The organism is Amycolatopsis sp. CFH S0740 (assembly GCF_004522315.1).
GTDB classification, from domain to species: Bacteria; Actinomycetota; Actinomycetes; order Mycobacteriales; family Pseudonocardiaceae; genus Amycolatopsis; species Amycolatopsis nivea.
The window spans coordinates 133,916-146,367 of record NZ_SDLS01000016.1 but is presented as its reverse complement, the minus strand read 5'-3'; the positions used below and the strand labels follow the sequence as shown (position 1 = coordinate 146,367).

Below are 12,452 nucleotides of genomic sequence, written 5' to 3'. Positions count from 1 at the left end.
ATTCACTGTGCCGCACCTGGAGAGATTGCGCTCTGACCGACAATGACAACCGAAGAAGCTCCTTTGTGCACATCATGCTTATTTCAGGTAAGCTGCTGCCGCGTCGATGGGTCTTTGCAACGCTTCATCCCGGCGAGCGGCAGGGCAGGTCGGAAAAATACGGGGCCATGGGCCGGATCAGCCTGGATCCTGTTGAGATGCCGCCGGCGTCGCGACCAGGCACCTTCGGCGGCAAGAAAGTCACACACGTCGGAGAGTTCGCTCACGGGAGCCTTTTTGCCGCCAATCGGACATTGTCGGCGTCGTCCCGGCTGACGTGGACGATCACATACGTCTTGCGAAGGCTCTCGTGGACGCGCCAACTGCCCTTCCACCCGTCGGGCAGTACGACGATGGAACCGGGGACCAGGCGGACAACTTGCCCGTCCTCGCCCGTGAGAGTGGCGGAACCGGCCAAGATCTGGCAGATCTCGTGGGAACCGTTCCGGGCGGTGGTAAATACACCCGGCTCGCACTCCCACACCCCGGTTTCGACGGTGCCTGCGGACCAGACGGGGAGGGTAGCCTCACGTTGGTCGCTCAGGCTGGTGGATTTCGGCGTAGACGCGGGAAGTTGCGTCGTCACGGCATCTTCGAGGTGTGTCATCGTCATGGTCGTCCCTAACGTTCGGGTGGTCAGGTTGGCGCTCGGCGCGCGAAGTCGGCCGTGCGCTGGAAGCTGGTCACGCCGGATCTCCCGGCAGCCGGCTCTCCGCGAAGCCTCCTACCGCCGAAAGACCACCGTCTTGTTTCCATTGATCATCACCCGGTGCTCCGCATGCGCTGCCACGGCGCGTGCCAGCGCCAAAGCTTCCAAGTCTTTGCCGATCTCCGTCAGAGCAGCCGCGGAATGACTGTGATCGGCGGGCGCGAACCCCTGCTCGATGATCGGTCCTTCGTCGAGATCCGACGTCACGTAGTGGGCTGTCGCGCCGACTACCTTGACGCCCCGAGCGTGAGCTTGGAAGTACGGTCGGGCGCCCTTGAAGCTGGGGAGGAGACTGTGGTGGATGTTGATGGCACGCCCGCGCAGTTCCCGGCAGAGGCTGTCGGACAGGATCTGCATATAGCGAGCGAGGACCACAGTCTCCGCAGAGTATGCGGTCACGAGCTTCCGCAGCTCGTCCTCCGCCCGCTGTTTCGTGTCCGGTGCCACCGGAACGTGGTGGAACGGGATCCCGTGCCAGTCCACCAATGGTCGCAGATCCTCATGATTGGACACCACGGCAACGATCTCCGCACGCAGCGAACCCGTCCGGACCCGGTGCAGCAGATCATTGAGGCAGTGGCCCTGTTTGGACACCATGACGAGCAGCCGGTGACGGTGACCGGGGTCGTGAATTGCCCAAGTCATGTCCAACGGATCAGACACGGAGCCGAATTCCGAGCGCAGCGACGAGAGATCGACGGGTGCGCCCTCCGCGGCGTGGACCCGCATGAAGAACAGACCGGTAGCTTCATCCCCGAACTGCTGGCTGTCTCGGATGGTGAACCCTCGGTCGGCGAGGAATCCGGCGACCGCCGCGACAATCCCCGGCCGATCGGCGCAGGACAACGTCAACACGATTTCACTTGTCACGACTTGGGCCTTTCCGACTTCGGGTCGTACAGGGGACGCAAGGACGCTCGCGCCCGCACTCGGCGATTGCCTGTCTCGATCTCGTAGTCCCCTTCCTCGAACCAGGTCCGGGCGACGGCTTCGGGGGCACTCACCCAGCCGAGCGCCACGGCGGCTCCCAAGGTGTGGCCGAACTGAGCAGACGCGACGCGGCCGACGAGATGTCCGTCCCGGAAGATCGGCTCGTCGTGGAAGAGGAGCGCGTCGGACTCGGTCAGCGTGAATTGGACGAGCCGGCGCGAGACTCCCGCCGTTTTGGCCTGTGCCAGGGCTTCCCTGCCGATGAACCCACCGGGCTTGTCCCACTTCACGGCGAAACCGAGTCCTGCTTCCAGCGGGTTGTCGCCGGCCGAGATGTCGTGGCCCCAGCTGCGGTAGCCCTTCTCCAGCCGCAGGGAGTTCATCGCGTGATACCCGGCGGGCTTGATCCCGCACGACTGCCCGGCTTCGAAGAGCACGTCCCAGACATGGTGCGCGATTTCGGCGGGGATCAGCAGCTCCCATCCGAGCTCGCCGACGTACGTCACGCGCGTTGCGCGCACGAAGCCGAGGCCGAGGTCGATTTCGGCCGATGCGCCGAACGGGAATGCTTCCGATGACAAGTCGGCGTCCGTCACCTGCCGGAGGAGCCGACGGGAGTCCGGGCCCATGACCGCGAGCATCGCCATGGTCCCGCTTACGTCGGCAACGGTGCAGAAGTCTTGATCGGTGAGGTGCCGCCGCAGGTGGGCCAGGTCCCGGTTGACCGTCGCGGGTCCGGAGAGCACGAGGAACCGGTCCTCGTCGAGCCGGGTCACGGTGACGTCCGCTTCGATCCCGCCATGCTCGTTGAGCCACTGTGTGTATGTGATCCGCCCGGTTCGGGTATCGACATCGTTCACCGACAGCCGCTGCAGCACACGCACCGCGTCCCGTCCTTGGACCAGCAGCTTCCCAAAGGAGGAAGTGTCGATCACGCCGACGCGTTCCCGGACGGCGCGATGTTCGGCCGCCGAGTGCTCGAACCAGTTTTGCCGCTCGAAGGTGTATTCGTAGCGTCGCTCCGCATCGGACGGCGCGTACCAGTTCGCCCGCTCCCAGCCGCACAGCTCGCCGAAAACCGCACCCGCCGCCGCGGTCTTGCCGTGCAACGGGCTGATCCGCAAAGGGCGGGCGCTGGTGCGCTGTTGGAACGGCCAATGGATTTCGTAGGCCAGATCCAGTGATTCGAGCGCTCGTTGTTCGAGAAACCGCCGATTCGTCTCGTGCCGCTGCACCCGGCCCAAGTCGGTTTCGGGCAGGTCGACCGGACTGCGGCCGTCCACGATCCGATCGGCCAGCACCGAGCCGGCACCCGGTCCCGACAGGAAGCCTACGGAGTTGAACCCGGCGGCGACGAAGTAGTTGCGCAGGTTCGGGGCTTCGCCCAGATGGTACTGGCCGTCCGGGGTGAAGCTTTCCGGGCCGCAGAAGTGGAGGCGGATTCCCGCGTCCTTGAGGACGGGCATCCGGTGGATCAGCTTCTCGTAGTAAGGGCCGAGGTGATCCCAGTCCTCGGGCAGCTGCACGAATCCTTTGTCCGCCGGGATTCCCTGGCTGCCCCAGGCGTAGCTTCCCGGCTCGAAGAACCCGACCATCAGCCCGCCGGCTTCGTCCTTCACGTACGCGTACTCGTCGCCGCTTTTGACCGTCGGCAGGTTTCGCGGCAAGTCCGGAATCAGGTCGGTGACGACGTAGTAGTGCGCCAATGCCTGCAGCGGCACTTCCACACCCGCTTTGGCGCCGAATTCCCGCCCCCACAGTCCGGTCGCGTTGACTACGTACTCCACCTCGATGTCTCCCTGCGCCGTACGGACGCCCACGACCCGGTCGTGAGACGTGAGCACGTCGACGGCCGAGATGCCTTCCAGTACCTGCACGCCGCGGCGCGTCGCTCCCCGAACCAGCGACATCGTCGTGTCGGTCGCGGTTCCTCGGCCGTCTCGCGGGAAGTGGAGACTTCCGTGCAGCCCGTCGGGATTCAGCAGCGGATGGACCCGGATCGTCTGCTCGACGTCGAGCAATTCCGCTTCGATCCCGTTGCTGCGAACGACGCTGGCCTGGTGGCGCAACTCATCGATGCGAGCCGCAGACGTCGCGATGTTGAGCGTGCCGGTCTCGACGAAGCCGGTCGAGAACCCCGTGTCCTCTTCAAGGGACTTAAAGATCTCGAGGCTGCGTCGCACGATCGCGCGCGTGCCGTACGTCCCGCGTGCCTGGGTCACGAGGCCGGCCGCGTGCCACGTGGTGCCGGACGTCACTGTGTTCTTCTCCAGTACGACCACGTCGGTCCAGCCGCGGCGCGCGAGATGGTACGCGGTGCTGGCGCCGACGATGCCGCCGCCGACGATGACGACCTGTGCCCGCGCGGGCAACCTGAGTCCCATGAAATCCGCCCTCCCTTGGACACCACTTTGCTGGTCGCGTTGCCGCCTCTCCATGCGACGATCGATCGAACAGGCCCATTGCACCTGTTCGATCGATCAGGGTGAAAGGCGCCGGCTACCTCATCCGCCACGCGAGGCCCGCGATTCGGACGATCGATGCAGTGCTGCCGCGTATGTCGTGCGATCGGCCAGTACCGGTCGCAGTCGGCCTCGGACAGTCTTCTTTCGCGATGTTTCACTCAGGTCGGACGCGGACGAAAGGGCAACCCAGTGCGACATTCAGCGGCTGTGATCAACGGGAGTCTTGCCGCGCAGGAGGTCAAATGCGAGCTGGCAGGGCGGATCGATCGGCTCGCCGGCATGGGTCAGCGTCCTGGTCTCGGAACGATCCTCGTCGGCGACGATCCCGCTTCGCGTGCCTACGTCGCGGGAAAACATCGGGATTGCGCGCAAGTCGGGATGCAGTCCATCCAGGTCGAGCTGCCCGTCGACACGACTCAAGAACAGGTGCTTGCCGAGGTCGCTCGTCTCAACGAGGATCGGGAGTGTTCGGGCTTCCTCGTCCAGCTGCCGCTGCCGTCGCACATCGACATGCGTGTGGTGCTGGAGGCGATAGATCCCGACAAGGATGCAGACGGTCTTCATCCGACCAACCTCGGTCGTTTGCTGCTTGGCAGGCCCGGCACGTTGCCGTGCACGCCCCGAGGAATTCTCGAACTCCTTCGGCGCGACCAGGTGCCGATCACCGGCAAGCAATTCTGTGTGATCGGATGCGGGACGACGGTGGGCAGGCCGCTCGGGTTGATGCTGACCAGGCCGACCGAACACGCGACCGTCACTCTCTGCCACGAGGCGACCGTGGATGTCGCCGCGCACACCAGGGTCGCGGATGTGGTGATCGCCGCGGCAGGCGTTGCGCACCTGGTCAAGCCCCACTGGATCAAACCGGGGGCGACTGTCCTGTCGGTGGGTATCACCCGCACCGTCGAGGGCGTTCTGGGCGATGTCCATCCTGACGTCGAGCACGTGGCCGGGAAGTGGACGCGCGCGACGGGTGGCGTCGGGCCGATGACGCGGGCCATGTTGCTGAGCAATGTCGTCGAACTGGCTGAGCGGTCCGCTGGCCTGTGGGGCCAAGACCAGCTTCCCCAGTCGGCTGGCTCGGCATCCTGAACGTGAGCTTGACACCGAACAGCCCGGATTTCGTCCCAGGTCACCCCAGTTGAAGAAGGGACCACGTCCGTATCGCGAAGAACAGTTCTGCCTGGCACCCGAAGTCCCGCAGATCCGCGGCAGTCAGCTCCTCAACTTTCTTCATGCGATAGGCCAGCGTTTGCTTGTGTATTCCGAGTCGCTTCGCACCCTCCTGCCAGGACCGGTTGACCTCGAAGAAGACCTTGAGTGTTTGCAGGAGCTGCGTGTCGTTTTTGGCATCGTATTCCATGATCGGGCCGAGCAATCTGGACACGGCAGCTTCGCCTTCCGCGACCGTGCGAGGCAGGAAATGCGAGCTGTGCGTTCCATACACTGACAGGTCGATCTGCAACGCGCGCGCACCTTCGAGAGCCCACTTCGCCTCTCGGAAAGCATCGGGAAATCGCGTGGACGACAGGACCGGCTGGCTGAGGCCGACCCTTGCCGGCCAGGGCGACAGCGATGACTGCAAGGCATCCGGCGAAGCATCTTCCCGTAGAACGAGCAGGTGGGCATCGCCGCTCGCAAGGTAGAGATTCGGAACTTCCAGCGCCACAAGCTCCGCTTCGAGGCCGGCCGCATCCTCTCGTGCCACGGCCTCCCACATGGCGACTCGCCACGGGCCGGTGCCCAGACCCAAGAACTCGAGTTGGGAGACGGCAGCTTCGGGCGCGAGTGCGCCGTCCACGAGCCGTCTGGCCAGCGCGCTGCGGCGCTCCCGGGTACGCAACGCCTTGGCACATCGACGTTCGACGTCCATTTCGGCGATCATCGCCACGTGCTGCGCCAACACGGGGTCAGGCAGATCGTCGGCAGGCGTAGCGCGGGCAACGAGTGCGGTGGTGTCATGGCGGCCGACCGGTAACACGAGAGCTTCCAGGTTTTTCGTCGACACCCGGCTGAACGCTGGAAGCATGCCGGCGTGCTCTTTGACCTTGGCCAGTACGGCAGCGCGCAGGTTCTCAGCCATCGGCTCCCGGGTCGGCATGAGCTCACGACCTCGTACGACGTCGATGACGTGCAACTCTGCGTTGACCTCTCGCGCGAGGTCGTCGAGCAGGTTGACCGCGTCTCGGTCGCGGAGGTGGGAACGGCGCAAGACGTCGTACAGGCGCAGCACGCAGGTCAGCCGCGCGCCGGACCGACCGCTGTTGCTGTCGGCGACCAGCCGGGCGATCGTGACGAACGGAACGCTGCGTTCGGTGCTGAGCACCGGGAACGCGCGTTCCTCTGCCGCGTCCCTCGCCGACTGGCTGAGCGTCGGCGCGACGAAGCCCTCGGCGAGAACCAGTCCGGCAATTCCCACCCGCGCGAGGTTGTCGATGAACTCGATCTGCCGCGCGGGTTCCGCCGGGAACCCGTAGCCGTCCGTCAGCAAGAGGTCGCCGCTTCCGAGCCAGTTCCAGGGGTCGCGCAACTCACAGGTGTGCGCCCAGGCAACGACCCGGCCACCGCCACTTTTCCCCGCGACGATGCGGGTGCGAATGAGCGGATTCTCCACCAAGGAGTCGACGGTCAGGCTCACCTTGTCCTCTGTTCCTCCCACGGCTGCCGACCAGCGGCGCCAGCTGGTCCCCGAGGTCCCGCTTCATGTGCTCAGGCCGGTTTCGCCGTCTCCGGTGATGACGACGCGGCAAGGATTTCGGCCACCACCCGGTCCGCTGTCTCGAACGCCCCCTCGATGTACCCCGGGAAGCGCAACGAAACGTCGGAGCCCGCGAAGTGCACTGCGCCGTGCTTATCCCCCAGCGCCTTGTGGACCCTGCTGAACTGCCCGACTCGCGGCGACACCCACGGGCCGAGGAACAGCGGGTCGTTCGCCCAGTCGTGGTAGTCGACCCCGACCACCGTCACGTCCGGCAGATAGTGGTGCACCGCGGCTTCGACGGCCACGGCGTCCGCGGGATCGATCGAGCTCGAGTCGGTGAACGCCACGAGAATCCGCCCACCGTCCTTGGTGGCCAGGTAGTCGTACAGGGTCGGGAAGACTCCGTCGCCTGTGCATGAAATCCCCGCCGGCGCACCTTTGACCTCGATGAGCAGCTTCAGCCCGCGGCACCCGTGGCCCTCCGCCACCAATGCGGCCCGTGCGGACGGCAACGGAGGATCGAAATCGAGGTTCCGCCACGTGTTCAAGGGCGTCGCGACCACGACGTCGTGCGCTGCGAGGACCTCGTCTCCGTCAACGATCACCTCCACGCCCTCCGATCGCTGCCTGACCGCGTTGACAAAAGCGTTCAACCGTAGATCAGGCACGTCGGCGGCCATCGCAGCTGCCAGCGCCGAGGTTCCTTCGGCCAGGACTTCGTCGATCGATAGCACGACGCTGAGCAGACTGTGCCCGTGCGCAGCAACGAACTGCAGTGCCCACAAAGCCGAAGCTTCGGCAGGCGGCTGGCCCATCATGTTCCAGCCCCACGACAGCACGAGCTGGCGCGTGACTGGAGGAAGCCTCAGTGCATCGACGTATTCCAGCAGCGAGATGTCCAAGTCGTCCAGGCCCTGGCGGTCCAAACCAGCCTCGGCGTCGATGCGGTGGGCGTCGTGGAGGATCTGATACAGGGCCGCCTCGGCTTCGACGGCCTCCTCGATCGGGATCGGAAACGCCGAGTCGTGGTTCCCGGGGCCCAGCCTGTTGCGGAACACGGTTGCCGGCGCGGCCGGTTCAGTACCGAGCCCGTACCCGTCGATCGCCGCAGCCACGCGGGGATGGTGGTGCCGTGAGATGTAGGCGCCGCCTGCCTCGACGAACAAGGAAGGCGAAGTCGCCGATGGCCGCATGAAGGCCCGTCCGCCGACACGATCGCCGCCCTCGAGCAGAAGGACAGTCTGTCCGGCCGCGCTCAGTTCACGTGCAGCTCGGAGCCCGGCGAAACCCGCTCCGATCACAATCGTGTCGTAGGTCATGAGAGCTCCTTCGCCTCGGTGGCCGGCCTGGCCGGCAATCGCCGTACACAGGTTGAACATCATGGCGCGATTGCCGTCCGAGCAACTCGGGTCAGGTCGTCGGCGCGCTGCCGACGCGCCGCGAACGTGACGGCCAGCCAGGTGCTGCTGCCCGTCACGCCCGTGAGCGGAACGGCGATCGGCCGCAACATGCCGTATCCCTGGGCGGGCAACGACCCGGCTTTCCGGCTGCACACCAGAAAGCCTGCCGGGGCGCGCTGTCGGTACTCATCTGGTGCTCCCTCCCCGCCGAGCGCACCGGTGCCCGCTCCAGACGCTGTCCCAGTATGTGCGAAGCACAACGGCAGGAACATCTACGGAACCTTGCAAGGGCTTACCCGCGGTGCTCCCGATACGACAACCAGGTCAGGGCGGATGGTGCGGTGGTGATCACCTCGACGTCCGAACCTCCGTGCTTTGTCGCGGTACGACAAACCGGCGCGCCGTTCTGTCCCATTCGCTGTAAGAGCTCCGGCAGCAGGGTCGAACACACTTGCCTGATGAGTGAACCGCTCCGCCATCCGTCACCGCGGGTCGTCACGGTTTGGTCGGACATCGGCTGCCCGTGGGCGTCTCTCGCCCTGGACACCCTGCACACGGCAGCCAGCCGGCGCGACATCCCGCTCGTCGTCGACCACCGGGCATTTCCGCTGGAGCTGTTCAACAGGCGAGGGACGCCGAAACCGGTCATCGACGCCGAGGTCATCGCGATCGCAGGACTCCGGCCAGAGCTGGGTTGGCGGCCGTGGACGTCGCACGAGCACGCCTATCCGGTCACCACTCTGCCCGCGATGGCCGCAGTCCAGGCCGCCAAGGCGGAGCATGTTGGAGGCATGGCCGCCAGCGACGAGCTGGACGCGGCCCTTCGCCGCGCGTTCTATACCGACCAGCGCTGCATCAGCGTTCACTCCGAAATCATCGCCGTCGCCGCTGAATGCCAGTCCGTGAACCAAGACGCACTCGACCGTGCGCTGAGCCAGGGATCCGGGATGCGCGAAGTGCACGAACACTGGCGAACGGCACGGCGCCCGGAGATCCAGGGCAGTCCCCACCTGTTCACCGCGGAAGATCTTGCCGGGCTGCATAACCCGGGCGTCGACTACCACTGGACAGCCCCGCCCGCCGACGGAGGGGTCCCGCGGTTCGTCGCCTACGAACCGCAGTGGGCCGACGATCTCCTGACGTCGTTGGCCACGGTCGGGAAGGTTGACCGATGCGACTGAACAGCCTGCCCACAGCGGCGAGCCAGTCCAGCCACTGGCTCGCTCACGCCCTGCGAGAGGACGACGACCGCAGTCCGGCGCTCCAGAGCCGGATCCGAGCGGACGTCTGCATCGTGGGCGGCGGATACACCGGGTTGTGGACCGCCATCGAACTCAAGCAACGCGACCCTGGCATCTCCGTTGCCGTCGTCGAGGCGCAATTGTGCGGAAGCGGGGCCAGCGGGACGAACGCCGGGTTCCTGATGAACCTTTGGCCGAAATACCCGGCGTTAGTGGCGCATGCAGGCGCGGACGAAGGTGCGCGCCTGGCCCGTGCATCCGCTGAAGCGGTCGAGGACGTCATCGCCTTCGCCGGGGCGCACGCCATTGACGCGTCAATCCGGCGGTGCGGCTGGCTCTGGACTGCGACCGCCCCGGACCAGGACGACGCCTGGATGGACACCCTCGATGCGCTGGCGGACGTGCCCGGGGCTCCCTTGCACGAGGTCTCGCGCGAGCGGGCCGCCGAACTGGCTGGCTCTCCGGCTCGCGGAGGTGCCTTCGATCCCTCCGCCGCAGTGCTGCAGCCCGCCGCGTTGGCACGAGGACTCCGCCGCGCCGCCGCCGACCTGGGTGTGGATGTCTACGAACAGAGCCCGGTCCGAGCCATCGAGGGAACCGGCCCGGTCCGGGTGCGGACCGATGGTGGTGTGGTGACCGCGGACCGGGTAGTCCTGGCGATCAACGCCTGGGCGTCGAGCCTGCCGTGGGTCCGCCGGCACCTGGTGATGACGGCAAGCGACAACTTCGTCACCGAACCGCTTCCCCCCGAACTCCGAACAGCTGCAGGGGAGGGCACCGGTGCCTCGGACTCCCGGCGCCTGCTCAACTACTGGCGGACGACTGACGACGGTCGCCTGCTCTTCGGCAAGGGCGGGGTCGGCCTCGGGTTTCGCGACCGCGGCGCGAGTTCGATGTTCGGCCCGGTGCCCCATCTGGCGCTGCTTGGCCGCCACTTCGAGCGTTCATTCCCGCAGCTGTCCGGTCTGGCGATATCGTCGTGGCGGGCACCGGTCGAGTACTCACTGACGTCCTTGCCGTTCTTCACCGCGCTGCCTGACAATCCCCGCGTCTTCGTAGGCACCGGCTACTCAGGCGACGGCGTCGGCCCTTCCCGGCTCGGCGGGCGCATCCTCGCCAGTCTTGCGACCGGAGCCGACGACGAGTGGAGCGACTGCGGCCTCACCCGGCTCCCCACTGGATGGCTCCCACCGGAGCCGATCCGCTTCCTCGGTGGTCAACTGGTCCGCTTGGCATTGATCCGGACCGAAGAGGCGAGCGACACCGGGCGGCGCACCGGTCCGGTGACCGCCGGCCTGACCCGGCTAGACCCGACCTCCTGGGTCTGACCACCGTTTCCGGACTGACCGGCCGCGTCGCTGCACGGCGACAGGCGGCGATCGCAACAGCGGTGCCGGCAAGCCTCGAACACGGGCTCGGCAATCGCCTCAACTGGAAGGCTCCATCCGCAGGACGGTGGCAGATTGTTGGTATTGAGCCAAGTTCCAACGGGCAGGCGTCCGCAAGTGTGCGCTTCCACGCAACCCGGCCCTCTCCAGAGCCGGCGAGAACCGGGTTCAGCGGGGAATGGCAGAGCGGCCAGATCGTCGGCGGCGACGTGACAATCGCGAAATCGCACCCTGAGCAGCCTCCACGGGAGGGACGAACATGTCGATCGAACACGACCTCCGTGCGGTGGCCGATGTACTGGCCGACGACATCCCCGCCATCGGCGAGGCCATCCGGCAGCGCATTCGTTCGGGAGCGCCGAAATATTACGGTCGCCACGATCCGATGCTGCTGGAGTCCGAGTCGCCGAGCATCTTCGGGGCGCTCAACAGCATCATCCGCGGACTCCGCCACTCCCGGCAGCTGCCAGACGGAGCCTCGGAAGGCGCGTTGCAGGAAGCGCGGATCGCAGCGCAGGCAGGCGTCGAGCTCTCGGACCTGCTCTTGACCCGGCGGATCGGTCAGGTCGTTCTCTGGAACTGGATCCTCGACACCGCGGTGCGCGTTGTTCCGAACGGCCCGCGCCAGGTCGCGGTCCTCAAACAGGCAGCGGAGTACCAGTTCGCCTGGAACGACCAGGTCACCCGCGACGTCGTGGCGGCCTACGAGGAGGAGAAGTCGGCGTACTTCTTCCACAGCCGTGACAGGGTGCGTCGAGCTATCGTCACCGACCTCCTCAACGGAGTCCCGACCGACACAGAGCAACTCGGGTACAACCTCAAGCTCGAACACATCGCCGCTGTCGCCTGGGGTTACGCACCACATGCGGGGCTCCACGCCCTGGCCAGCCTCCTGGATGCTTCGCTGCTCGTCGTAGAGGGCACCGGGGGCACGTCACTGGCCTGGTTCGGCAGCAGCCGGGTCGGCGAGTCGTTCGAGAAGCACATAACCTCAGTAGAGCTACCTGCTGCGACCTATCTGGCCGTAGGCCGCCCCGGGGCAGGCCTCGAGGGTTTCCGACTCGGCCATCGGCACGCATGGCAGGCCTACCGGGTCGGTCGCCTGCGGCCGCGGCCGGTGACCTGCTATCACGACGTTGCCCTTGAGAGCCTGGTACTGGGCGACCTCCCGGCCGCCCGAGACTTCATGACCAGCGAACTCGGCGCGCTCGGCTACGCCGACGAGCGCGCCGAGGTCCTGCGCGAGACGCTGAAGGCGTACTTCGCCACCGGGGAGAACGCTGCAGCGACCGCCATCCGTATCCACATCCACGAGCGAACCGTCGCCTACCGGCTGAAGTCAATCGAAGAGCGGCTCGGCGTCCCGATCAGCCGCCGCCGCGACGAGCTCGCGATCGCACTCCGCCTGGCCGACATCCTGAGCGAGGGCAGCGAACCCCGTCCGGCCTTGGCGGGCGAGGACGGCCAGCCAGATGGGCGCCTTAGCCCCGTACTGGGCACAGCCAGCCGAACTGTTCGGAGTATACAGAAGCGAAGCGGGACAATCCTTCCAGACTGAGGCAGCGCAGCCGCGCGATGC

At 66.3% G+C, this 12,452-nt stretch carries 10 protein-coding genes; 4 read left to right on the top strand and 6 right to left on the bottom strand.

Features of this window, described 5'->3' with window-relative positions:
• Window positions 1-262: 262 nt before the first annotated feature.
• The 3 genes from EIZ45_RS25955 to EIZ45_RS25945 form a co-directional block, all read right to left on the bottom strand.
• Window positions 263-652, bottom strand: a complete 390-nt coding sequence (locus EIZ45_RS25955) for a cupin domain-containing protein (protein WP_063697534.1) — start codon at window positions 650-652, stop codon at window positions 263-265.
• 111 nt (window positions 653-763) lie between these two features.
• Complete coding sequence (gene purU / locus EIZ45_RS46215) at window positions 764-1,618, bottom strand: formyltetrahydrofolate deformylase (RefSeq protein ID WP_037817289.1); 855 nt, start codon at window positions 1,616-1,618, stop codon at window positions 764-766.
• Window positions 1,615-4,062, bottom strand: a complete 2,448-nt coding sequence (locus tag EIZ45_RS25945) for an FAD-dependent oxidoreductase (protein WP_037817287.1) — start codon at window positions 4,060-4,062, stop codon at window positions 1,615-1,617. The genes purU and EIZ45_RS25945 overlap by 4 nt, the downstream gene beginning before the upstream one ends.
• Window positions 4,063-4,332: 270 nt before the next feature.
• Between EIZ45_RS25945 and EIZ45_RS25940 the strand changes: the two genes are divergently transcribed.
• The gene (locus EIZ45_RS25940; RefSeq protein WP_051171849.1) at window positions 4,333-5,235 is read left to right on the top strand and encodes a bifunctional methylenetetrahydrofolate dehydrogenase/methenyltetrahydrofolate cyclohydrolase; all 903 of its coding nucleotides are present in this window, start codon (window positions 4,333-4,335) and stop codon (window positions 5,233-5,235) included.
• A gap of 40 nt (window positions 5,236-5,275) precedes the next feature.
• Here the strand turns inward: EIZ45_RS25940 and EIZ45_RS25935 are convergent, their stop codons facing one another.
• The 3 genes from EIZ45_RS25935 to EIZ45_RS47400 form a co-directional block, all read right to left on the bottom strand.
• Window positions 5,276-6,781 carry a PucR family transcriptional regulator gene (locus tag EIZ45_RS25935; RefSeq protein WP_037817285.1) on the bottom strand — a complete coding sequence of 502 codons (1,506 nt, stop codon included), beginning with the start codon at window positions 6,779-6,781 and terminating at the stop codon, window positions 5,276-5,278.
• A gap of 71 nt (window positions 6,782-6,852) precedes the next feature.
• Window positions 6,853-8,226 carry an NAD(P)/FAD-dependent oxidoreductase gene (locus EIZ45_RS25930; RefSeq protein ID WP_304571906.1) on the bottom strand — a complete coding sequence of 458 codons (1,374 nt, stop codon included), beginning with the start codon at window positions 8,224-8,226 and terminating at the stop codon, window positions 6,853-6,855.
• Window positions 8,223-8,354, bottom strand: a complete 132-nt coding sequence (locus EIZ45_RS47400) for a hypothetical protein (protein WP_255443398.1) — start codon at window positions 8,352-8,354, stop codon at window positions 8,223-8,225. The genes EIZ45_RS25930 and EIZ45_RS47400 overlap by 4 nt, the downstream gene beginning before the upstream one ends.
• A 348-nt stretch (window positions 8,355-8,702) precedes the next feature.
• On the opposite strand from EIZ45_RS47400, the gene EIZ45_RS25925 reads away from it, so the two are divergent.
• The 3 genes from EIZ45_RS25925 (at window position 8,703) to EIZ45_RS25915 (ending at window position 12,431) form a co-directional block, all read left to right on the top strand.
• A complete protein-coding gene (locus EIZ45_RS25925) occupies window positions 8,703-9,425 on the top strand; it encodes a DsbA family protein (protein ID WP_043829523.1) in 723 nt (240 codons plus the stop codon).
• Window positions 9,416-10,813, top strand: coding sequence for an FAD-binding oxidoreductase (locus EIZ45_RS25920; protein ID WP_037816910.1), 1,398 nt, complete (start codon window positions 9,416-9,418; stop codon window positions 10,811-10,813). Before EIZ45_RS25925 ends, EIZ45_RS25920 begins: the two co-directional genes overlap by 10 nt.
• A gap of 319 nt (window positions 10,814-11,132) precedes the next feature.
• Window positions 11,133-12,431: a CdaR family transcriptional regulator gene (locus tag EIZ45_RS25915; RefSeq protein ID WP_051171850.1), complete on the top strand. Its 1,299-nt coding sequence runs from the start codon at window positions 11,133-11,135 to the stop codon at window positions 12,429-12,431.
• Window positions 12,432-12,452 lie beyond the last annotated feature (21 nt).